Here is a 23163-nt window from a genome sequence, read left to right on the forward strand (position 1 = left end):
AAAATGAAAAAAACAATTATAAATGGTGATATGAAATTAGTACCAGCTACAAAGCCTAGTGATAATTCAGCGATAGTGATTAATAGAAAAAATTATTTAAGTGGTATTTTGTTATTATCCGCTGGAAACGCTACAAGTTCAAACACTGTAAAAGTTAAAATACAGCATGGAAGTAAATCAGATGGCTCAGATATGGTTGATTTTGGAGTTGAAACTACCAAATTGACTGCAACTGATACTTCTACTAATTTATTAATAGACTTAACTGGTGCAAAGCAATATATAAGGATTGCAGCAGTTACAGAGGGAACCGCTCCAACTTATTCTGCACAAATATTGCTAGCTGATGCACAATATGGGGATGAGTTTAATGTATAAAATATTTTGTAGTATATGTTGTAAAGATTTAAAAAATTGCATTTGTAAAAAAGAAGTTGCTAAAGAAACAAAAATAATAGAGCCAGAAGAAATTAAAAATAAAACTAAAAAAAGTAAAAAATAAAAGAAGCGGTCTTTATGACCGCTTTGTTAATCTGTAATTAATTATTAGTTAATTGTAAATTGACAATGCTCACTATAAGTGTTATACTTATCACAGGAGGTGAAATGTTTGAAAAAAAGTAAGCTTCAAAGGAAATACTGGAATACTACTTTTTGTCCCTCTTTAAGAAAGAGAGTAAATGTTACTGCTGCGGAACTAAATACTACTTCTAATATATTGTTAGAAGTAGCATATATTTATATGTTAAAAAATTGGAAGGAGGAAGATATAAAAAAAATATTAAATGAAAGACAATAAAAAATAAAATATATTGTATAGCACACATTGTCAAGAGGTAAAATACCTCTTGTTTTTTTTGTGATAAAATTTAGTTGGGAGGTGTCAATAATGGACTTAGTTACATTAGAAGAACTAAAAGAATGGCTAGGAATTAGTAAAGATGATACAAGTAAGGACACAATACTTAATATATATATAAAAGGTGTTAGTAATACAATTATAAGTTTAATAGGTAGAGATATTTTTCAACAAGATTATTTAGAAAAATACGAAGGCACTAATAGTAATACCTTGGTATTAAAAAATTTTCCTATTAATTTTATAGATAAAATAGAATATGTAAACAATGGAGTTGTTTATAAGACTTTGAGTGAAGATGAATATGATATTAATAAAAAAAGCGGAATATTATATAGGGATTTAGCATGGTGGAAAACAGGTGGAAGTAATCTTATGTCAAGAAACATTAATTTCCCACGAAGGCATATTAAAATACAATATAACGCAGGGTATACAGAAGTACCATATGACTTAAAGTTTATGGCATTAGAATTTATAGGGGATAAATATACAATTGCAAATTCGGAAGGAAATAAAGAATCGTTAAAATCATATAGTATAAGTGATGTTAAAAAAGAATGGAAAGACAGTGTAACGCTAGATAAAGAACAAATTAAAATAATAAACAAATATAGGGGAACAAGTATATGAAAATTAAAAAAACATATAAAACTGATAATGTTAAAAAACTAAATACAATTATAAAAGAACTAAAAAACAAAAATATAAAAATTGGTATTTTTGGCTCTGATGATTCAAAAATATTATTAATAGCAAAGGTAAATGAGTATGGATTAGACATAAATGTTACTCCTAAAATGCGTGCTTGGTTTCATTATAAGGGTTTACATTTAAAAGACAGCACCACAAACATTCACATTCCAGAACGTAGTTTTATACGAAAAACATACGACGAAAAAAGAGGAGAAATAGAAAAAATAGTGAAAAACGGATTAGAAGAACTGTTTTCATTTAAAATAGACATTAATACATTTTTCAATAGAGTTGGTACATATTTAGTAGGTATAACACAAGAAACATTAACAAATGTAACTATTCCTAAAAATCATCCCTTTACACTACAACAGAAGTCTCCCAAAACTAATCCTCTTATAAATACAGGTCATTTAAGAGAAAGTATAACTTTTAAAATAGAATAATAAAGGAGAACAATAAAATTGGATATGATATTGAACTCTTACAAAAAAAAATTTTCATATGATATTTTGACAGAAGGAACATATTTAGATAATGGAGATTATGTACCAGGAAGTAAGACTACAAAGATGCTTGAAGGTGCATTGTTGCCTTTGAATGAAAAAGATATTACGTTTTTACCCGGTGGTGTTTATAGTAGTAAGTATGTTAAATTATATACGGATGTATTACTTAAAGAAAATACAAAAATATTAGATGTGGAAACATCAGAAGTATATACTATATATGCGTACAGAGATTATAATATAATAGACACTTATTTTAAAAGATATTACATGAAAAAAGAAGGTAAAATAAATGGTTAATATAGTTGGTATTTGGAATAAAATTAATAGCATCCTTAATGTTAATCTAAGAGAAATAAATCCTAGCTATAAGTTTATTAAATCAAACAATATAGCTAACTTACCCACATACCCATACTGTGTAACAAACATTATAACAGCATATATTCAAGACAAAGACGATATAAAAGGTACAATAATAGAACACCCTATGGAAAACTCTGTTAAATTACAAAGAATAGAAGAACCGCAAATGACGATTTCTCTTAATTTTTATTCAAATAATAGAGAAGAGTGTTTAACCTTTTTAGATAGTACTGTTAGTTCTTTAAAAACAAACACAAAATGGGGTTTAACGGAAAATGATATAATAATTATAGCGATAACAGGTTTTACAGATAGAACTTTTGTAATGGAAACAGACTACGTGTATCAATATGGAGTAGATATGCGTATAAGAGTATTAGACATTACAGAAATGCAAGTAGAGCAAATTGAAAAAATAAGTTTAGTAGACAAAAATTCAGATAACACAATAATAATCTAAAGGAGGAAAATAAGAATGTCAGATATTGTTGTAAACATGACAGACCAAACTCAAGTTACTAGCCAGGAGGGATTTGGGAAAACACTAGTTATAAGCACAACAAAAGACTTGCAATATAAAGAATATAATATATCAGATAATTTAAGTACGGTACAACAAGATTTTCCAACGGATAGTGAAATGTATAAAATTATAAATACTTTCGCAAGTCAAAAGGAACGTCCTAGCAAAATTTATGTTTTTGGAAAAGACCTAACCGCTTCACAGAATAAAAGTTCTGACTTAATTACTGCTCTTAATACATTAATAACAGAACACAACAACTGGTACAGACTTTTATTAGAGGATAGTACAGAAACAATTATTTCGGCAGTATCAACTTGGTGTGACACAAACTCAAAACAGTTTTATACACAGTTTGATGAAACGGGTTTTTCAACAGATTTTACAGCTAAAAAAAGAACTATATTAGGATATAAAGAACAAGAAGAAAGATTAGATGCTGCAATGGCTGGATATGCATCTACAAGAGTTCCGGGTTCTTTTAACTATAAACATACACCGTTACAATCTATAACACCAGACTCTTTAACACCAGAGGAACTATCTACAATATTATCTAAAAACATGAACCCATATATAAAAGGATATGAAGTTATAGACATTGGAGATAGCTACTTAGGGGCAGGTGTTATGTCTAACGGTAAATATATAGACCATATGGAAAGTATGGACTGGGTAGAATATAGAATTAAACAAGAAATAGCAAAATTGTTTATAACAAGTCAAAAAATTCCATATACAAATTCGGGAATACAACAGGTTGTTACATCTGTTATCGTTGCATTACAAGATGCATATAATAATGAAATAATAGGAGAAAACGAGGATAACACTCCTGCATTTACAGTAGATTTTAAAACTCTTAAAGATATATCTTTAATTGATAGAAGTCAAAGAAAATTAACGGGCATAACATTCAAATATGTAGAAGCGGGAGCAATTGAAAGCACTATAATTAATGGCTCAGTAGTGCTTGAATTATAGGAGGTGTGTAAATGACTACAACATATGATTTTAATTTAGTAAATTTAATAATAAGTTATAGTGCGGGAACGCATTATGTAAGAGGATTTTCGAATGGCTCTCAAATAACAACTGCTCGTAATACAGATAAATACATAGCACATTCTGGGGCAAAAGGGGATACTTCTTTTGCAAAAACAAATGACAACAGTGGAACTATAGTGTTTACATTAAAACATGATAGCCCTTCTAACAAAGTGTTATCTTTATTAGCCAAAAGCGACGAGGAGTTCTCTGTTCAAATGGTAGATGGAAACGACAGCAGTAGGGCAAAGACTGGTGGAAATAGATGTGTAATAATGAAACCGGCAGACATGATTAGAGGGGCAGAAATAAGCGAAAGAGAATGGACAATTGCTGTTCCAAACTTAGAAATAGCAGACGAATAAAAAATTTAAATCGGAGGTAATAATATGGTAAATGCAAATTTTAAATTAAAATTAATTAAAGATGGTAAAGAAAAATACATAGATGTAATTTTACAAGAGGTGTCACCTTTTGTAGCAGGTGATATATTCTCTAGTGCAATAGACATAAAAACTGGTAATTATAAAATGGGAACAGTTGCAGAAAGAGGAATAGAAGAATTGGTTGTAAGTCCTAAAAATCTAAAAGAACAAATATTAGAAGCTGAAAATCCTTTTGAAATAATTGCAAAGCTATTTTCTGAGTTTCAAAAATTTTGCCAAAAACCCAAGCAATACGCATTACTACAAACAGAAAGCCAAACAAAACATAAGAATTTGGAGCATAGTGATTCCTAATTTGACTCTGACAGAAATAAAAAAAATGAGTAGGGATGAGTATTATACAATGTTAGAAGCGGTAGATATAATAGAAAAACATAACGATGATAGGCTTAAAAGAAGGTAGATTATCTACCTTCTTTTTTATACTCATCTTAATTATAATGTTTAAATATGTTATAATTAAATAAAATTGCAAATGGGGGATGTTCGGTAAAATGGGTGAAAAAAAAATTAGGAAAAATTTTATGTTAAATTTAGAAAAAGAAAATAAAATAACACAAACTAAAGTTAAATATTGGGGTGGACATCCAGATGTAATCAGTAATAACGTTGTTTGTGGTGATTTAATAATAAACAATAAATATTTATGTTTTGTAAATCAAAAATTAATTTTCGGGTATCAAATGAAATCATTTAAAATTTTCTTAAATGATTTAGTAAACGTTGAATATAAAAATGAAAAAGATATACAAAAAGATGTTACTTTAACAAGAATGGCCTTTATGGGAATATACGCCTTTGCTGCTAAAAAGAAAAGAGTAACTAGAAATAATTATTTAATTATAACATACAATCAATCTGGAATAGAAAACAAAATATTGTTTGAAACCGAATATATTAATCCATCTATGCTAGTTGGAATAATTTTAAAAGCTAAAAGGGGAGATTATGATATATGTGATAGTAAATACGACAGTAAAATCAACAGTGATGAAAATAATATAAAAAAAGATAAATGTAATTTAATTGAAAAAGATTGGTTTATGTGGTTGCTTATTGTTTTTATGTTTCCTGTCGGGTTATATATTTTATGGAAAAGAGATAGATATGATAGAAACACCAGAATTATAATAACCACTTTAATAATATTTTTGGCAGTAATATCTGTTATAATTCCTAAATAAAACTAGGGTTTAAACCTTAGTTTTTTTAGTTATGTCATTAAATAGTGTTATTATTAGTTTTAAAGGGTGTTAATTTCAATTAATATAATTGCACCTATGCATAATAAAACGTGCAATGTACATCAAATAAATGCTATTTAAAATGGTGTAATCGCATAAAGTTAATTTGTAATTAACTTTTAGTAAATTAACAGTTGAATTTTATTTTTGATAGAGTAAAAAACATTACTATATATTCTTTTTATATATTCTTTTTATATATTCTTTTTAAGATGTGTCTTTTTCAGTGTTTGCTTCAGTGTCTAATGTAATGTTAAAGCTTCTGATTTTTCTAGATTATTCAGTGTCTTTGTCAGTGTCTTTCTCAGTGTCGATTTTATATGTTGAATATTGATATGTATTATGTTAACATATAAGTGTCCAATAAAGTCCATTAATATATTGACAAATACAATAAAGTAATGTACAATTCCTATTGTGGGGTAATCCAGGGAGGTTTTAACTATGGAATTTTTAACAAAAAAAGAAATAGCTGAATTGCTTAAATGTAGTGAAAAGACAATAGATAGATTAAGAAAAGAAGGTTTACCAAGCTATAACTTATCAGAAAATAAAGGTAAGGTTTTATTTCTAAAAGATGAAGTAATCAAATGGATAATGAATAATAAAAAAGAATAAAACAAAACCCCCAAAGGTTACCCTATAGGGAGTTATGTAATAATTATACTCGCAATATGATTATATCATCACTCCTATAAAAAAACAATAGGAGGTATATAATGGAAAAAATGGTTAGGTTATTTAATAACGATATTTTTGAAGTGGCCGTAAAATTAGATAATGAAGAATGGATTTTTGATGCTAAAAAGATTGCTAAATGTTTGGGTATTACTGAAACAAAAAATAGCAAAGAATATGTTATGTGGAGAAGAATAAATCAATATTTAAAACCTTTCGGCACAACTGCCGAAAATAAAGACATACCAGAAATTAAAAAAGGTGATTTTATTCCAGAGTCAGCAGTTTATAAATTAGCGTTTAAAGCTAATAATGAAGTAGCTGAAAAATTTCAAGATTGGCTGGCTATAGATGTGTTACCAGTTTTAAGAACAGAAGGAGCATATATTTCGGATAAATATAACCACAAGATATTAAGAAGCAAAATTGAAAGTACACAGGAAATAACAGAAGCCTTAAATTTAGTATTGCCTTTGTTGGAAAAAGCTTCGGTTAGTCCGGAAAGTATAGCATTAACAGCAAAAGCATTTTATAAAAAGGCAGGAATAGAAATGCCTTTTGAGATTGAATCAGACGATACTTATCTTACAGTAACAGAAATAGCTAAATATTGTGGTATATATAGTTGGCAAGGTAAACCAGCTGCACAAGCTGTATCATGGATAATTAAACAGATAAACATATCTAATTCAGATAAAAAAGTATTGTGGGAACAACGAGGAGGTTGGCAAGGAAATACGATTAAATATAAGAGAAAAATAATTAATTCAATTTCGGAATGGTTAAGAAAAAATAACCATCCTTATGAAAAACAAACTGGTAAAAGTATTATATATGGTAATAAAAGATATAAAATACAACTTAAAAATATAGATTGTAGTATATAAAACAGGGTTAAATCCTGTTTTTTTATTTGTGCTAACATAAAAATAAAAGGTGTAAGGTGGTGATAGTTTTGGATGATTTAAGAAATTTAACTTATAAAATAGAATTTGATACGGACATAAAAAGTTTAAAAGATGCAACAAAATACGAAAACGATATCGATAAAGGCTTAAAAAAAGCAGCACAAAGTGCTGAAAATATGGGAAGTGGATTTAAAAATGCTGCTAAGAAAGCAAAAGACACAGCAAAAAATACAGATAGTATTGGAACAAGTGCAAAGACAAGTGAAGGTAGTGTTAAAAGCTTAGGAAAAGCTATAGCTGGAGCATATGTTACAAAAAAAATTGTTGATTTTGGGAAAAACGCCCTAAAAACATTTACGGACTTTGAGCAGAGCATGGCGGGAGTACACGCTACAATGGGCAATATATCAAAACAAGATTTTGAATCTTTGAAAAATGCAGCAAGAAGTGCAGGTGCAACAACCATATTTAGTGCAAAAGAATCAGCTGATGCATTAAATTATCTAGCCTTAGCAGGGTATGATACTAAAACGTCAATTAAAGCACTTCCGGGAGTTTTAAACTTAGCAATAGCAGGTAACATGGATTTAGCACGAGCAACAGACTTGGCTACGGATGGATTGGCGGCGTTTGGATTAGGAGTTGAAAATATTAATAAATTTAATGACGAAATAGCAAAAACAGCTCAAAAATCTAATACTAGTGTTCAGCAACAAGCAGAAGCAATTTTGCAAGTAGCCGGTACAGCAAAAGGTGCAGGATTTTCGTTAGAGGAAATGAATACACAATTAGGTATACTTGCAAATAGAGGTAAAAAAGGTTCGGAAGCAGGAGTTGCATTAAGAAATGTTATATTAAACTTATTGTCTCCACAGAATGCGGAAATTTTAAAGGATTTACAAGGATATGGTTTTAGTGGTGTAGCAGACAAGTCAACTGGTAAAATTAAAAACTTTAACAGTATAGTTACAAGTTTAAACAAAACGTTAAATAAGTTTAACCCAATTCAGAGGGAAGCAATCAAGTCTCAAATAGCAGGAAAAGAAAACATACAGGCTTTAAATAGTTTATTAGAAGGAAATACAAAAGTATTAGATGGCAACACTACAGAATATAAAAAATTATTTGATGCAATTAATAACGCAGATGGAACAGCACAAGAATTTGCAGATACACAAAGTAAAACAGTAAAAGGAGCCATGAAGGAGTTAAATTCTGCATTTGAAGAAATGCAAATATCCTTATTTGATACAGAAGGTGCAAGTCAAGGAATACAAGATTTTTTAAGATGGTTAGCGTCAAAACTTCCTAAAATAGGAAATGAAATTCAATATGTTTCAAAGATAATTATGAAAATAATTATTTTTATAGAAGAGCATAAAGACGGAATTATAGCAGCAATTGCAGGAATAGGAACTGCGTTGGTTACATATAAAATATTAGACACAATAAAGTCAATTAAAAAATCTATGGCAAGTTTAACCGGAACAATGTCTTTATTTTCTAATCCAGTGTTTCTGGCAATAGCAGCAATTGCCCTCTTAGTAGGTGGGTTTATATATTTTTACGAAACATCAGAACCATTTAGAAAAAAAGTAAATGAAATGACAGATGCAATAGCAGAATTAGCAGAAGAGTTTAGAGAAAATATTACACCTGCTATAGACTTTTTGTCTATAAAAATTTCAGACTTGTGGCAGTGGTTAGAAAAAATATGGAGTTCAATTATGGAGTTTGTAAATGATATTTCTCCAAACGTTATGAGTATAATTGAAAACTTAGGAATATTAATACAAGACTTCAACGAAGATGTGATAAAACCACTCGCAGCAATATTTTTAACAGTTGTATGGCCAGCAATAAAAAATGTGGCAACATGGATAGGAGATACATTCGGAAACACATTTGAATTAATAGGGGAAGTAATAGGTGGAATAATAGAGTTTCTAGATGGTCTAATTGAATTTATAACAGGGGTTTTTACAAATGATTGGGGTAAGGCTTGGGAAGGTGTTAAAAAAATGTTCGGTGGAATTTGGGATGGCATTAAAGGCATCGCAAGAGGGGTTATTAATTCTATGATAGATGGAATTAATTTCTTCATTAGAGGAATAAATGATTTAGCTAATATTAAAATGCCAGATTGGTTGGGCGGAAAGCAATTAGAATTATTCACAATACCAGAAATAGGACATTTAGAAAAATTCGCACGAGGTACATTAAATGCTCCTGGTGGACTTTCACTTGTTGGTGAAAATGGTCCAGAATTAATGAATGTACCAAGCGGTAGCGAAGTTATTCCGAGTAATACTACAAGTAGAATACTTAATTCAAGTCCGAGTTCAACTATTGTAAATAAATTTAATTTTAATATTACTGGTACAGGAAACGCTAGAGAGACAGCACAAATAATAAAAAATTCAGTAAGAAAAGAAATAGAAGATATATTTGAAATGGCAAATATACAGCTTGGATATGTAGATATAGAATCCTCTTAACAGAGGGTTCTATATATTTTTAGTATAATATTTGTAGGAGGTGTTTATATGCCTAATCTATGCAAACTAGGAAAAGTATTTCTTACAGTAGTAGAAGAAGAAGAATATAATTATTCTAATGATATTACGGAAAGAGCAGTAGAAGACGGAACAAACATTTCAGATAATGCGAAGTCTAATTTAACAACAATCAGAATTAGTGGAATTATAACTGGTAAAGACTCATATCCAGAGGAAACACTTACTTTATTAAAAGTATATTGTAAATTAAGAACTGTTTTAACATACACAGGAATACAAAACTTTAGCAATGTAATAATAGAAAGTTTTAATAGTAATCATAACAAAGAATTAGCAAACGGTACGTTCTTCGATATAAATTTAAAACAAATAAAGGTTGTTAGAAAAGTTAGCCTTGCAATAAATACGTCTAAATTAAATGTTCCAGATATAGAAAAAATAAAAAAACAATTAGAAGACCAAAAACAAGCGGAAAAAGATGCTAAAAAATCAGCCAAAGCTAAAGTTAAAACACAAACTAAAGCTAAAACAAAAGTAAAAAGCAAAACTACTAAGGGAAGACAACCAAAAAAAAAGAAACAGAAGCAATCTGCATTAGACAAAGTGCTAACTAAATATTAAGAAAGGAGCAACGTATGGGAACTATAGAAATAGACACAAATTTAATACCGTATTCGTTTGAAGTTGAACTTAGTCAAAAAATTTATACAATTAGTGTAAATTATAACTATATATATGATTTTTTTACAATAGATTTAATGTTAAATGGGGAAATGTTAATACAAGGTGAAAAAATGGTATTAAACGAAATATTGTTTAGAGACGCCTATGAGGATAAAGAACATAATTTGAATTATAAGTTTCCAAATGAACTATTAATACCTATAGCTGTGAACGACAGCATTACAAGAATAACATTTGAAAATTTAGGAAGCGACATAGAATTGTATTATTTTGAAAGAAGTGAAATAGATGAGTGATATGTTTTTTAGAAGCGTAAAGGTAATTATAGGAAATAGGATATGGGACAATGACCCTTTAGATATAGATTTCAATGTGAAGTTTGATACAGACCAAATTCCAGATGAGTCGGAAATAACTATATATAATCTTTCTAGAGATAGCATTAACTATATAAAAGTTGGCATGAACATAACTGTCAATGCTGGATATGACATAGACAGAGGAACAATTTTAAATGGAGTTGTTGCAAAAATAGAAACCACAAGGGATGGAGTAGATAAAAAGACTACGATTAAAGCGTTAAATGTTACAACACAGTATTTAAACAAAAAAATAAACAAGGTATATAAAGGTGGAGTTTCTGCGGAATTTATAATAAGGGATTTGTTAGAAAGTGTTGGAATAAGACCAAACTTATTAAAATTACAAGATAAAATAATATATCAAAGAGGATATAATGCAAATGGAAAGCTAAAAGATGTTATTAATACAATTGTTAGGCAATGTAAAAGTAGATTAATAATAAGAAATTCAGCAATTATTATAACGACAAAGGATACATGGATAGACGAAGGATTTTTACTAAACAAAGATACAGGACTAATATCTATAGAAAAACTAGATAAAGCAGATGGAATTTCTACACATAAAATAGAAATGTTATTAAATCATTCCGTTAATCCATACACGCTATTACGTGTAGAAAGTAGTGTCTTGAATGGATTAGTCTTAGTTGTACAAGGAGAACACAATAGTAACTTTACAACAAGTGTGGAGGTGAGGGTGTTGTGAACAATATTGTATCTGTATTTCAAAATGCTATGTCTAATCTAGGAAATAACTTAAATTGTGTTTTGATAGGAAAAATAATAGAATATCAATCATTACATAATACTGCGACAATAGAACTTCTACACAATGTACCAACTCAGAACATACCATATCAACCACTTATAAATATTCCTATAGGTTTTTTTAGTATTGGAGGGTACTCTATAAAAGTTAGGCCGAATATCAATGATGTCGTTGTCTTAATAGTAAGCGACTACGACATAGATAATCTGCTTATAGATGGTAAAACAAAGAAGTCTAACACAGACAGAGTACACGCATTAGAGGATGCTATAGTATTACCGCTAAGTATTAATTTTTTAAATAATTCTTTTAATGCAACAGAAGACTTAACCATACAAAAAAACGGGACGGAAAGCTATGTAAAAATAAAAAACAACGGTGAAATAGTATTAAATGCGAATAATATAAAGCTAGGAGAAAATGCAAATAAAAAAGTTTTAATTGAAAATGGGAATACATATAGTACATCTAGTAAAGTTTATGCAGAATAGGAGGGGAAATATGAAAAGTATTAAAATAGAAAACGGAGACATTGTAATTACGTCTAAGCGTTTAGAATTAGTAGAAGATACACAACAAAAGATACAAAAAACAAAAGGTATATTATTAACTTCTAAAGGAGAACTATTTTATAATACTACAATAGGTCTGGAGAGAAGTGAAATATTGGAGATAAAAGAAAAAAATATAAGTAAGTCTAGAAACAGAATTGCAATAATGGAAGCTTTGATGCAGGATGAAAATGTAGAAAAAGTTGAAATAATAGACATAAATAATAATAAAGCAAATAGAAATAAAATAATAAATTTAAAATTAAAATATAAGGAAGAAGAAACTATAACCGATTTAGGAGGGATTGAGATTGTCTGAGTACGGTATTGTAGAGTATGGATTTAATAGAAAAACATACAATGTGTTATTAGAACAATATGAAAGTGAACTAAAAAGCCAGAATAATTTTGGTAACGAAATAGATTTTAGCGAGCAAGACCCACTTTACCAAATAACTGTACCATATATTTATATGATATCTGAACTTTGGGAAGTAGCTGAATATATATTTTATGCAACAAGTCCTAAATTTGCGGAAGGTGTTCCACTTTCCAACACAGGTAAATTTATTGGAATATCTCGTAAACAAGCAACAAAGGCAATAGGTAGTGTTATATTTACTGGTTCTCCTGGAACAAATATTCAGCAAGGATTTTTAATATCAACAGAAAGCGGAATAGTATTTCAAACAACCCAAAATGTAACAATTTCGAGCGAGGGAAATGTAACAGTAAATATAGAAGCACAAGAAGCAGGTGAAGAAGGTAATGTACCAGGGGGTACTATAGTAGAAATAATAAATCCAACTATAGGAATTAGTTCCGTTACGAATGTAACAGAAACTACAAAGGGACAAAATATAGAAACAGATACTAATTTTAGGGATAGGTATGAACAAACTACAACATCTGGCCAGGGTTCTACCGCTAACGCTATAAGAAATAATATTTTAACTGTTACAGGTGTTAGAAGTGCAACAGTAAAAGAAAATGATACAAGTGAAACTATTAATAATATACCTGGACACTCTATATATGTTTTGGTACAGGGTGGAGATAATACAGAAGTTGCCAATGCTATTTTTGCTAAAAAACCAGTAGGAATAGGAACATATGGAACAATAAGTATAAATATTGTAGATACACAAGGAATATCACATATTATTAGTTTTTCTAGACCTGTTAATAAAAATGTATGGATAAAAGTTACAATAACAAAAACAGAAAACTATCCAATTGAAGCAGACGAATTAATTAAAGATACAATAATAAAATATATAAATTCACTTAGTATAAGCGAAGATGTTATAGTTTATAAAATTATAAACTTAATAGCACAGCTTGGAATACAAGGCGTAGAAGATATACAAATACAATTAAGTTTAGATGGAACAACATATCAAAATAATAATATTATTATAGAAAATGAAGAAACTGCAATAACGGACAATTCTAAGGTGGTGATTACAGATGGAAACTAAAGATAGGATGATTAATCTTCTACCGTATTATATCCAAAACGGAAAAAATATAAACAAATACTTTGGTGTTCTAGCAAAAATGTATAATGAACTTATAGATATTTTTACTAATATACTTAATAGTAGAAATTTAGATAGTTCGACTCTGTACGGATTAGATATTATAGGAGATATTATAGGAGAAAAAAGATTAGGAAGAAATGATAAAGATTATAGAAGTGCACTTAAAACGAAAATTATAGCAAATAGAAGCACAGGTGACATAGAAACTATAAACAATTACATGAAATCGTTAATGGGTAGTTTTTATATAGGGATTATAGAAGGTAATAATACAAATATTACCCTTAGATATTCATATCCTTCTATAGACAATCCAGTTGCTTATTTAAAAAAAGCTACAGCAGCGGGTGTAAGTATAGATACACAAATACAAACATATGTACCAGTAGTTGGTCAGATGTTAGGTACATTACAATTAAATAAACGACCAACAATTATTTAGATAGGAGGTAAAAAATTGAAAAAACTTGTATTTAAAGATAAAGAATTTTGGGCAGAAAAGATTATTAAAACAAAAACATCTATTATTTTTTATGTTGGAAATGAGGAAGTTAATAGATTACAACCAATAGGTAAGGATGTAAGTCAATATAGAATTTATAACGAAGATGGAAGTTTAGGACAGTTTGACACCATGTCTTTTAATAAAAATGTAGTCACAACAGGAACAGACTTAATGCGACTGCTGTATGCTGTGCTGAAGGAAAATACTTATCTAAAAAAAGAACTACAAAAAATAAAGGGGGGAATTAAATGAGTTTAAGGGATATGTTTGACGAATTAATAAATGAAGGCAAAACAGATAAAAATACATTACTAGACATGTTGGAAGAAATTAAAAAAAGAAATGAAATCACATTAGTTATAACAGATGAGGAATATAATAACATTAAATCTAGAATAGAATCTTTGCCAAACTAGGAGGTGTGTAGATGGCTACAAGAGTAATTTTTCAAGACCCGATTTATCAATTTCCTAACAGATATAGGCTAACGGATTTAGGAAGCGGATTATACGAAATACAATCAGAACCCGGAACTATAACGCAAGAAGGTACTTTACTAAGTGCAAACAATTTAAACGCTACATCAGAAGAAGTTGTGTTTCATGTTGTTGACACTGGAACAACTGCAAATGAATTTATAACTAGTATCAATAATTTAACGGATTATTTTATAGGGTTAAGAATAATATTAAAATCTAATACAACAAATACAGGGGCTTGCACTATAAACATATCGGATTTAGGTAGTAAAAACATTAAAAAAATTAATTTAGATGGTAATAAAATAGATTTGCAAAAAGATGATATTATTAAAAATAAATATGAACTACTTGTATTTGATGGTACAGATTTTATTATATCTAATCCCGCAGCCGACTTATCTACAGTTATAACAGACTTAGAAGAATTAATAATTAAAGTAAATACTATAGAAAAAGATTTAAACACACTAAAAAATAAAATAGTATTTTTTGGAACAACTAGTGGTAGTAATAATAATTACACTATAAATTTAAGTGGAATAACTTCACTATATGCGGGTTTGCAAATTAATTTATTACCAAACTTTAATAATACTGGCAATAGCACAATAACTATAAATAATTTAGGTGCAAAATTAATAAAATTTAATGGAAGCAATCTAGTTGGAGGAGAAATAAAGCTTAACAATATAATAAAAATAATATATGATGGGGTTAATTTTCAATTGCAACCAACCTCCACACAAGTTGCAGATAACAAGAAAAACATAACAGAAACAACTAATAAATTAAACAATGAGTTAGATATAACACAATTAGTTAAAACAAATATATCGACAGGATTCAATACATTAGAAAATATAAGTGGCGGAATTTCGAATATATTAGAAGTAAAAGGAAATACGATTAAAAATTTATTGGGATATACAGGAACTCAAGGGCATACAATAACGAAATCTAATTTTGCAACTTTTAATATAAGTTTAGATGTTGGAAAAACATATACTTTAAACTTAGAAGCTATTACAAACACATCTAGTGGCGAGTATGGTATATTGGGTACAATAAAATATGCAGACGATACGTTTGATTTTTTAACTTTTGGAGATAACAAAGGAAAAAATACAGGAATGCTAATAGATAAGCTATTAATAAATAAGGAAGTTAAATCAATTGCATTGTCACTACACGAAGGAAATCTTGACACAGATAGTGCTACCATAAAGAATATAAATTTATTAGAAGGAGATTACACAAACTATAATATAAGTTATTTCGAAGGATTAAAAAATGTAGATAAATGTTATGTTAAGAGTGTGGGAAAGAACTTATTTAATTGTAATAAAGTAGCTAAAGGAAGATTGTCTAATATTATAGGTGGAGATTTTAAAATAAATGATATGCCTGGATATTGTACTTCTGAATTAATAAAAATTAAAGAGAATACAGATTTAAGAATTTTTGGAAATGTAATTTGGATAGTTTTATATTCTATAGATAAAAAGGTTGTAAGGGTTGTAGATAAAGTAAATTTTACAAATACTTTAAGTGGAGAAAGCTATATAGGATTTTATAGCACAGGTGATGAACAGAATTTGTCAGATGTACAACTAGAATATGGTACAACAGCAACAGCTTACGAACCGTATAAAGAATCATATTGTAATATACGAGGCATAGAGGGAGATAATAGTTTAAAAAGATTAGCTAACGGTGTTCATGATAGCATGGATAATAAGGGGGTTATCACTAGACGAATTGGTAAAATTGTGTTAGATGGTAGTTTGGTATATAGAGACTTCAAAACATATACCAACACTGTAAGAGTATGCTATCGTAATGGTAATATAAAAAATAGTAATGAAGCAATTGTAAATTGTATCTCTGATAAGCTGGATGGAGTGGCAAAGTTGTACCAGACAGACGTAGAAGGTGTTATGGTAGGAAATGCCTTAAATAACATTTGGCTGAGAGTCAACAAAGACAAATTAGAAACACCAGACTTAGAAGGTCTGAAAAAATGGCTACAAGTAAATCCAATCACAGTTTACTACGAACTAGCAGAATATACAACAGAAAATACTAATCAAGTGCTAAGTTTAAATAGCTTCAAGGATGGGTCTGTATATGTAGATACAGACATACCGACAACATTAGATGTTCAATATCCTAAAAATATTGTTAGCAGATTGGCTACAATAGAAACAGATGTAAATAATCTTTCTAATGTTATTAGAGATAACTATATAACAGGTACATATTCAGAGTTTAAGAACTTAAAAGATAATAATTTATTAATATCTGGAAGTAAATATCTACTAACAGATTATAGAACTAAATATATACAACCAACTACAAATACATTAAAGGAAATGAATATAGAAGAACTAATATTAACTGCGAGTTCCCCGAATACATTTGAGCCTATAGTATATAGTCTAAGATATCCAAACGACACAATTTGGTATGATTTTAATAATAATGTCTGTGAAGATAATACAACTAGTAGAAACGGATTTATCGTTAGGCGACTCGATACAATAAATAGTTTAGACACACCGAATGATTTTAGAACTATTACATGGGCAAGATGGACGTTAGATGCAGACAACTATTATATAAAAGACAATGATAATTATAACGTAACTGCTTATTCAGTTTGGACTAGTGGTACAGCTGATTTAAATAAATTATACAAAGCTAATAATGCTATATATTATGTTATTTCAGATACAACAACGCCATCAAGTGCGACAGATAGCAGTGTATTTCAAAAAATCGTAGATTTAAATAGAGCTATACTATATGATGACAAAATAAAATTATTTGGGAATATTTATTTTAAAACAGGCAATTTAGTAGATACTAAAACGTTCGGAGGAGATTGTATAAATATAGAAATTAAAAATAAAAATAATTTTCTAAACAATATAACTATAGATAATGGTTCTAAGAATATAGAATTTGGATTTAATTGTAGCAGTATGTCAATAGGTCAAGACAGTTGGAATAATGTATTCGGAGAAGCGTGTTACAATAATATTATGTTAAATAATTGCGATAATAATAGTTTTGGTAATGGTTGTTATAAAAATAGCTTTGGCAATGATTGTGATAAAAATAGCTTTGGTAATGGTTGTTATGGGAACAGTTTTAGTAATAGTTGTTTTTCTAATAGCTTTGGTAATGCTTGCGTTGATAATAGTTTTGGTAAAGGTTGTTATTCTAATAGTTTTGGTAATAGTTGTGGTTATAATAGTTTTGGTAATAGTTGTGATTATAATAGTTTTGGTAATAGTTGTAGTAAAAATAGCTTTGGTAATAATTGTGATTTCAATAGTTTTGGTAATAGTTGTGATTATAATAGCCTTGGTAATAGTTGTGATTATAATAGTTTGGGTAATTATTGTTTTTCTAATAGTTTTGGTGCGGGAACTTGTTATTTGCTTGTAAAAGATTTAAGGAATAAAAACTTAACTAATTTAACGGATTTAATAGCAAAATCATATTCTATCACTATAGAATATGCCGAAAATGGAGATTTTGTTTATTGGTATATAAACAGAAGTAGAAATATAGTAATAAATCAAATACCATAAAGGAGGTAAAAATGAAAATAATAAAATACTTTTCTAAAGATATAATAGATTGGGAAAATAAAAAAATTAAAGATGATTATACAGGAGAAATAAGAGAAGAAAAAGAAGCTGTTTATGATATAGTTGCTAAAGAGTACAAAACGAATGATAAAGAATTTAATTACTGGCTAGATATTATAGAAAAAACATATGGTAGATATGGAAAAGTAGCTATAGAAGATATTCAAGATGAATTAACACAAGAAGAAATTGTTTCTAAAGTTTTAAACAGTGTTATTATAGATAATAAAAAGAAAGATTTACTTATAGAATGCTTAGCAAGAGAAATTAATTCAATAAATATAAAAATGAAAGGAGAATAATATGTTTGAATTTTATAATCTGTTTTTTAAAGAAGGATATCTTAAAATTGAGGATTTAGAACAGGCATGTAAATATAAAGTAATATCAGAAAGACAGTTTAAAAATATAACTAATAAGGAATACAAACAAGGGGCATAACGCCCCTTTTCTTGTTAAACTATAATTTTGTTATAATATAATAAAGGTAGTCGGAGGTGGAAAATGAAAATTGATAATGCCGCAAAAAAAGAACGTCTATTATTTGTAACAATTATAATTATGTCATTATTATTAGGCGTTTTCATAGGAATTTTTTATAATAAAAACCCAACAACAACACAAACACAGACTGTTAACATTAATTCACAAGGAGAAGAAGAAAAAATAAATTTAAACACCGCTTCTGAAAAAGTATTATCGAGTTTACCCAATATCGGAGATATAAAAGCTAAGGAAATAATTAAGTACAGAAATAAAAATGGAAATTTTAAAAATATTGATGAACTATTAAACGTTGAAGGCATTGGGAAAAACACATTAGAAAATATAAAAGGAAAGGCGGTGGTTAAATAATGCCTTACGAAGTTTTAGCTAAAGTTGGACTCCCAACAGGTATATTGATAATAATGTCGTTTTTAATTTGGGAATGGATAAAATCCAATAAAAATATTCACGAAGACCATAAGCACTTCGTGAATGAAGTAATAAAAAAATGTGATGATAGAGAATGTAAATTAATGCAACATATAGAAAAGCAAGACGATAACATGGGAAGAATAACAGACACATTAGAAAAAGTTGAGGAAAGGCTAACAAGCGTAGACACAAGGCTTAGTAATGTTGAAGTAAATATTAAGCATAGGGGGTAAGATAATAAGAATGAAAATAGGAATAGATTGTGGTCATACAATGTCTGGTGCTGACTATGGAGCAGTAGGAATAAAATCAGAATCAAACTTGACTAGAGAAGTAGGAACAAAAGTAATAAGTAAATTACAAGCGTTAGGACATACAGTTATTAAGTGTTATAAAGATACTTGTAGTAGTTTGAACGATAGTTTAAGTTATAGAACTAATACAGCTAATAATAACAATGTAGATTTATATGTATCTATTCATTTTAACGCTTTTAATAGTAAAGCACATGGAACGGAAATATGGACATATGGAGGTAAAACTTTTAAAGAAGTTAATAATATATTAAACAATATTTGTGATTTGGGATATACAAACAGAGGAATAAAAAATGGAAGTAATCTTTATGTATTAAAGCATACAAAAGCTAAAGCTATGCTTGTTGAATGTTGCTTCATAGATTCTAAAGAAGACATGAGTAAATACAATGCAGAAAACATAGCTAATGCTATAGTAAAGGGATTAGTAGGAGAAACAATAAAAATAAATGATAAAGAGGTGTTTAAAATTAAAAGCATAGTATGTTATAACAATCAAGTAGATAAAAGAGCAGCAGAATATTTGGCGGATTATTTAAATTGTGGAACAATAGATATAACAGCTAGAACAATAGACACAAACGATTATGATAAAATTTATGTAGTAGGTGGAGGAACCAGTCCTACAGAAAACGTCATTAGAATAGGAAGCAACACAGATAGGTGGGGAGTTATAAAGGAAGTATTAAAATTTTCAAAAAAGTTTTAGGAGGAACTTATGGAAATTAATGAATTTTTTAGCGTAGATTATATCTCTACATTCATGGGAACAGTAGTTGTTACTATGCTAATGGTACAATTTTTAAAAGAGTTACCAGGAATAAAGAAGATACCAACCAGATATTTTGCATTTATTATTGCATTTTTAAATATTTTAATCTGTAGTATTCTAACAAATACATTTAATTTTAATAATTTATATTTAATGTTTATAAATGCAATGTTAATTACATTTACTACTACTGGAGGATATGATTTTTCTATAAACACTATTAAATATGAAAATAACATAAAATAAAAAGTGTTGTCTTTAAGTGCAACATGCTGTACCTTCAATAACTGTTTTCAAAAAATATTTACATAGCAAATCTAAAGGAGATAGAATTATTTATTATAATTTTAGGGATAAAGAAAAGGGATGGCTACATTCAGATGTTAAATTAATTACAGAAAATGGAATTAATTATCAATGTGAAAAAACAAAAGATTCATTTTTTAATGGTTTTATATGTGATTTATATTTAAATAATAGTTGTTATGATTGTAAATTCTCGAGTATACCTAGAGTAGGAGATATTACCATAGGGGATTTTTGGAAGTGTCCAGATAGTATACTAGATGAAAAAGGAGTATCTATTATATTATCTAATAATAAAAAAGGAGATGAAATTTTAAATTCTTCAGTAAAAAGAAAGAAAGTTAAAGTTTATAAAAGTTCTATAAAAGAGTGCTTGAAAGGAAATCCAAGAATAACTAACGGCAAACTTAAAATTAGAAGGGAAAGAGAAAATTTTTTAAAAGAGTTAAATAACAGTGATTTTAATTATTTAGAAAAAAAATATATTAATAAATTAAAAAGAAATGTATATGATGAAGATTAAAAACATAAAAGGGGTGCTTAATAAATGGAAGAAAGACTTCAAAAATATATGGCAGCTTGTGGTGTTGCGTCAAGGAGAAAATGTGAGGAAATAATACTTAGTGGTAGAGTAAAAGTTAATGGTATTACAATAAATGAACTGGGTACAAAAATTAATGGCGATATAGATGAAATAACAGTAGATAATAAAAATATTTTTATAGAGGAAAGAAAAGTTTATATTGCACTAAATAAACCAGAGGGTTATATATCTACAGTGAAAGATGAAAGAGGAAGGAAGACTTTGTTGGATTTAGTTAAAGTTAAAGAGAGGATATATCCTATTGGCAGATTAGATTATGATACATCAGGCTTAATACTTTTAACTAATGATGGAAGTATATATAATAAAATAATACATCCACGAGAAGAAAAACAAAAAAAATATATTGCAATATTAAAAGGAATTCCCAGGGAAAAAGAATTAGTAATGTTTAAAAGTGGTATTAATATAGGTGGTTACGTAACGGCTCCAGCAAATATAAATATACTTTCAATAAAAAATGGCAATTCCAAAGTTAGTATTTTTATTCATGAAGGAAAGAATAGGCAAATAAGAAGAATGTGTGATAAAATAAATCATCCAGTTATAGAACTTAAAAGGACTGCTATTGGTAAAATTACATTATCAAATCTTAAAAAAGGGCAGTGGCGTTATTTAAATGAAAATGAAATTAATTATCTATACTCTCTTTAGAGTATTGTGCTGGAAATAAAAAACAAAGTGTTAATTTTCGAAATATTTCTTAAGATTATCATATAAAATTATAGCTAAGAGTTTTAGTCACATAAAGTTATATGAAAATATGTTTTTTATAATCCCGTTCCTTAAACAAATTTAATTACAGGTTTACAAGATAATATGGAATACATTTTAATAATATATAATATAAAAAGATTTATAGCTAAAAATTGAATGAAATATTGATAATATGTTCAATAGATGGTAAAATGAAATAAATATTGCATTACTTTAGGGGATATGGAGAAAGGATTGAATCTAGTATGGAAGATGTAAAGCAAGACTTAATGCGTACAATTCAAACGAAATTTCCTAGACTTAGTAAGGGTCAAAAATTAATAGCAGAATATATATTAAAACATTATGATAAAGCTGCTTTTATGACTGCTGCTAAACTTGGTATAAGCGTTGGTGTAAGTGAATCTACAGTAGTTAGATTTGCAAATGAATTAGGATTTAGTGGCTACCCAAAGCTTCAAAAAGCTTTGCAAGAGTTGATTAAAAATAAATTAACAACTGTACAAAGAATTGAGCTTTCAAATGATTTCATAAGTCAGGAGACTGCACTTAAAAGTGTTTTAAAGTCAGATATGGAGAATATACGTTCAACTTTAGAAAAGATTAATCATAAAACTTTTGAGGATGTTGTAAATAGTATATTTGAGGCAAAAAGAATTTATCTAGTTGGTCTTAGGAGTTCTACTGCTATAGCTGAATTTTTAGGTTTTTACTTAAACTTGATTTTAGATAATGTAAAGGTTATTGGTTACGGTGTAAGTGATATATTTGAGCAAATGCTAAATGTTAGTGATGAAGATTTAGTTATTGGGATAGGATTTCCAAGATATGCTGCAAGAACTATTGAAGCACTTGATTATGCTCAAAGAAGAGGAGCTAATGTTGTTGCTATAACAGATAGTTTATTATCACCTCTTGCGGCAAGGGCAGATCATACGTTAATAGCACAAAGTAATATGGCATCTTTTGTAGATTCTCTTGTAGCACCGTTAAGTGTTATAAATGCTTTAATTATTGCTGTTGGACTTAGAGAAAAGGAAAAAATTTCTTCTACATTTTCTAAACTTGAAAAGATATGGGAAGATTATGAGGTTTATTCTTATAAAGAAAAAAGCAATGATTAATGAAATAAGCGAACCTAAAAGTAGGTTCGCTTTCTTTTTGAAGGAGGAATA

Annotated in this window: 33 protein-coding genes; all 33 read left to right on the forward strand. The window is 28.4% G+C overall.

Going from position 1 to position 23163, the window contains the following annotated elements; translation table 11 throughout:
- The first annotated feature begins 3 nt into the window (after positions 1-3).
- Positions 4-378 (forward strand): hypothetical protein, encoded by a 375-nt coding sequence (locus EJL03_RS09085; RefSeq protein ID WP_125153661.1) that lies wholly within the window; start codon positions 4-6, stop codon positions 376-378.
- The gene (locus EJL03_RS16615) at positions 371-502 is read left to right on the forward strand and encodes a hypothetical protein (protein ID WP_279222070.1); all 132 of its coding nucleotides are present in this window, start codon (positions 371-373) and stop codon (positions 500-502) included. The genes EJL03_RS09085 and EJL03_RS16615 overlap by 8 nt, the downstream gene beginning before the upstream one ends.
- Positions 503-610: 108 nt before the next feature.
- Positions 611-799 (forward strand): hypothetical protein, encoded by a 189-nt coding sequence (locus tag EJL03_RS09090; RefSeq protein WP_125153662.1) that lies wholly within the window; start codon positions 611-613, stop codon positions 797-799.
- A 90-nt stretch (positions 800-889) separates the two neighbouring features.
- Positions 890-1492: a head-tail connector protein gene (locus tag EJL03_RS09095; protein WP_125153663.1), complete on the forward strand. Its 603-nt coding sequence runs from the start codon at positions 890-892 to the stop codon at positions 1490-1492.
- Positions 1489-2001 carry a hypothetical protein gene (locus tag EJL03_RS09100; protein WP_125153664.1) on the forward strand — a complete coding sequence of 171 codons (513 nt, stop codon included), beginning with the start codon at positions 1489-1491 and terminating at the stop codon, positions 1999-2001. Before EJL03_RS09095 ends, EJL03_RS09100 begins: the two co-directional genes overlap by 4 nt.
- Before the next feature lie 18 nt (positions 2002-2019).
- Positions 2020-2364 carry a hypothetical protein gene (locus tag EJL03_RS09105; protein WP_125153665.1) on the forward strand — a complete coding sequence of 115 codons (345 nt, stop codon included), beginning with the start codon at positions 2020-2022 and terminating at the stop codon, positions 2362-2364.
- Positions 2357-2890: a phage neck terminator protein gene (locus EJL03_RS09110; RefSeq protein ID WP_125153666.1), complete on the forward strand. Its 534-nt coding sequence runs from the start codon at positions 2357-2359 to the stop codon at positions 2888-2890. The genes EJL03_RS09105 and EJL03_RS09110 overlap by 8 nt, the downstream gene beginning before the upstream one ends.
- 15 nt (positions 2891-2905) lie before the next feature.
- Complete coding sequence (locus EJL03_RS09115) at positions 2906-3937, forward strand: DUF3383 family protein (RefSeq protein WP_125153667.1); 1032 nt, start codon at positions 2906-2908, stop codon at positions 3935-3937.
- A gap of 11 nt (positions 3938-3948) precedes the next feature.
- Positions 3949-4365: a phage structural protein gene (locus tag EJL03_RS09120; protein WP_125153668.1), complete on the forward strand. Its 417-nt coding sequence runs from the start codon at positions 3949-3951 to the stop codon at positions 4363-4365.
- A gap of 24 nt (positions 4366-4389) precedes the next feature.
- Positions 4390-4740, forward strand: coding sequence for a hypothetical protein (locus EJL03_RS09125; RefSeq protein WP_125153669.1), 351 nt, complete (start codon positions 4390-4392; stop codon positions 4738-4740).
- A 200-nt stretch (positions 4741-4940) separates the two neighbouring features.
- Positions 4941-5630, forward strand: coding sequence for a hypothetical protein (locus EJL03_RS09130; RefSeq protein ID WP_125153670.1), 690 nt, complete (start codon positions 4941-4943; stop codon positions 5628-5630).
- Between the two features lie 504 nt (positions 5631-6134).
- Positions 6135-6308, forward strand: a complete 174-nt coding sequence (locus tag EJL03_RS09135; protein ID WP_125153671.1) for a helix-turn-helix transcriptional regulator — start codon at positions 6135-6137, stop codon at positions 6306-6308.
- Positions 6309-6409: 101 nt separating this feature from the next.
- Positions 6410-7255 carry a BRO-N domain-containing protein gene (locus EJL03_RS09140; RefSeq protein ID WP_125153672.1) on the forward strand — a complete coding sequence of 282 codons (846 nt, stop codon included), beginning with the start codon at positions 6410-6412 and terminating at the stop codon, positions 7253-7255.
- Positions 7256-7323: 68 nt separating this feature from the next.
- On the forward strand, positions 7324-9774 hold the full coding sequence (locus tag EJL03_RS09145; RefSeq protein ID WP_125153673.1) for a phage tail tape measure protein: 2451 nt from the start codon (positions 7324-7326) through the stop codon (positions 9772-9774).
- A 48-nt stretch (positions 9775-9822) separates the two neighbouring features.
- Positions 9823-10416 (forward strand): phage baseplate protein, encoded by a 594-nt coding sequence (locus tag EJL03_RS09150; protein WP_125153674.1) that lies wholly within the window; start codon positions 9823-9825, stop codon positions 10414-10416.
- A gap of 14 nt (positions 10417-10430) precedes the next feature.
- Positions 10431-10775 carry a phage baseplate plug family protein gene (locus tag EJL03_RS09155; RefSeq protein ID WP_125153675.1) on the forward strand — a complete coding sequence of 115 codons (345 nt, stop codon included), beginning with the start codon at positions 10431-10433 and terminating at the stop codon, positions 10773-10775.
- Positions 10768-11550, forward strand: a complete 783-nt coding sequence (locus EJL03_RS09160; RefSeq protein ID WP_125153676.1) for a phage protein — start codon at positions 10768-10770, stop codon at positions 11548-11550. Before EJL03_RS09155 ends, EJL03_RS09160 begins: the two co-directional genes overlap by 8 nt.
- Positions 11547-12104, forward strand: a complete 558-nt coding sequence (locus tag EJL03_RS09165) for a Gp138 family membrane-puncturing spike protein (RefSeq protein WP_125153677.1) — start codon at positions 11547-11549, stop codon at positions 12102-12104. Before EJL03_RS09160 ends, EJL03_RS09165 begins: the two co-directional genes overlap by 4 nt.
- A 10-nt stretch (positions 12105-12114) precedes the next feature.
- Positions 12115-12483 carry a contractile injection system sheath initiator gene (locus tag EJL03_RS09170; RefSeq protein WP_125153678.1) on the forward strand — a complete coding sequence of 123 codons (369 nt, stop codon included), beginning with the start codon at positions 12115-12117 and terminating at the stop codon, positions 12481-12483.
- Positions 12476-13645, forward strand: a complete 1170-nt coding sequence (locus EJL03_RS09175; protein WP_125153679.1) for a baseplate J/gp47 family protein — start codon at positions 12476-12478, stop codon at positions 13643-13645. Before EJL03_RS09170 ends, EJL03_RS09175 begins: the two co-directional genes overlap by 8 nt.
- Positions 13635-14150 (forward strand): DUF2612 domain-containing protein, encoded by a 516-nt coding sequence (locus EJL03_RS09180; RefSeq protein WP_125153680.1) that lies wholly within the window; start codon positions 13635-13637, stop codon positions 14148-14150. The genes EJL03_RS09175 and EJL03_RS09180 overlap by 11 nt, the downstream gene beginning before the upstream one ends.
- 15 nt (positions 14151-14165) lie before the next feature.
- On the forward strand, positions 14166-14465 hold the full coding sequence (locus tag EJL03_RS09185; protein WP_125153681.1) for a hypothetical protein: 300 nt from the start codon (positions 14166-14168) through the stop codon (positions 14463-14465).
- Positions 14462-14629, forward strand: a complete 168-nt coding sequence (locus EJL03_RS16080; RefSeq protein WP_164509056.1) for a hypothetical protein — start codon at positions 14462-14464, stop codon at positions 14627-14629. Before EJL03_RS09185 ends, EJL03_RS16080 begins: the two co-directional genes overlap by 4 nt.
- 11 nt (positions 14630-14640) lie before the next feature.
- Positions 14641-18294, forward strand: coding sequence for a hypothetical protein (locus EJL03_RS09190; protein WP_125153682.1), 3654 nt, complete (start codon positions 14641-14643; stop codon positions 18292-18294).
- 11 nt (positions 18295-18305) lie between these two features.
- A complete protein-coding gene (locus EJL03_RS09195) occupies positions 18306-18656 on the forward strand; it encodes a hypothetical protein (RefSeq protein WP_125153683.1) in 351 nt (116 codons plus the stop codon).
- Between the two features lies 1 nt (position 18657).
- Positions 18658-18795, forward strand: coding sequence for a hypothetical protein (locus EJL03_RS16085; RefSeq protein WP_164509057.1), 138 nt, complete (start codon positions 18658-18660; stop codon positions 18793-18795).
- A 63-nt stretch (positions 18796-18858) separates the two neighbouring features.
- Positions 18859-19209 carry a ComEA family DNA-binding protein gene (locus tag EJL03_RS09200; RefSeq protein ID WP_125153684.1) on the forward strand — a complete coding sequence of 117 codons (351 nt, stop codon included), beginning with the start codon at positions 18859-18861 and terminating at the stop codon, positions 19207-19209.
- The gene (locus EJL03_RS09205) at positions 19209-19505 is read left to right on the forward strand and encodes a hypothetical protein (protein ID WP_125153685.1); all 297 of its coding nucleotides are present in this window, start codon (positions 19209-19211) and stop codon (positions 19503-19505) included. Before EJL03_RS09200 ends, EJL03_RS09205 begins: the two co-directional genes overlap by 1 nt.
- Positions 19506-19515: 10 nt before the next feature.
- Positions 19516-20298: an N-acetylmuramoyl-L-alanine amidase gene (locus EJL03_RS09210; protein WP_125153686.1), complete on the forward strand. Its 783-nt coding sequence runs from the start codon at positions 19516-19518 to the stop codon at positions 20296-20298.
- A gap of 9 nt (positions 20299-20307) precedes the next feature.
- Complete coding sequence (locus EJL03_RS09215; RefSeq protein WP_125153687.1) at positions 20308-20607, forward strand: hypothetical protein; 300 nt, start codon at positions 20308-20310, stop codon at positions 20605-20607.
- A 16-nt stretch (positions 20608-20623) separates the two neighbouring features.
- Positions 20624-21190 carry a Coenzyme F420 hydrogenase/dehydrogenase, beta subunit C-terminal domain gene (locus tag EJL03_RS09220; protein ID WP_125153688.1) on the forward strand — a complete coding sequence of 189 codons (567 nt, stop codon included), beginning with the start codon at positions 20624-20626 and terminating at the stop codon, positions 21188-21190.
- A gap of 24 nt (positions 21191-21214) precedes the next feature.
- Positions 21215-21925 carry a pseudouridine synthase gene (locus EJL03_RS09225; protein ID WP_125153689.1) on the forward strand — a complete coding sequence of 237 codons (711 nt, stop codon included), beginning with the start codon at positions 21215-21217 and terminating at the stop codon, positions 21923-21925.
- Positions 21926-22233: 308 nt separating this feature from the next.
- The gene (locus EJL03_RS09230) at positions 22234-23112 is read left to right on the forward strand and encodes a MurR/RpiR family transcriptional regulator (protein WP_125153690.1); all 879 of its coding nucleotides are present in this window, start codon (positions 22234-22236) and stop codon (positions 23110-23112) included.
- Positions 23113-23163: the final 51 nt, after the last annotated feature.

Origin of the sequence: Clostridium rectalis (genome assembly GCF_900626095.1) — a bacterium.
Taxonomy (GTDB): Bacteria; Bacillota; Clostridia; order Clostridiales; family Clostridiaceae; genus Clostridium_AS; species Clostridium_AS rectalis.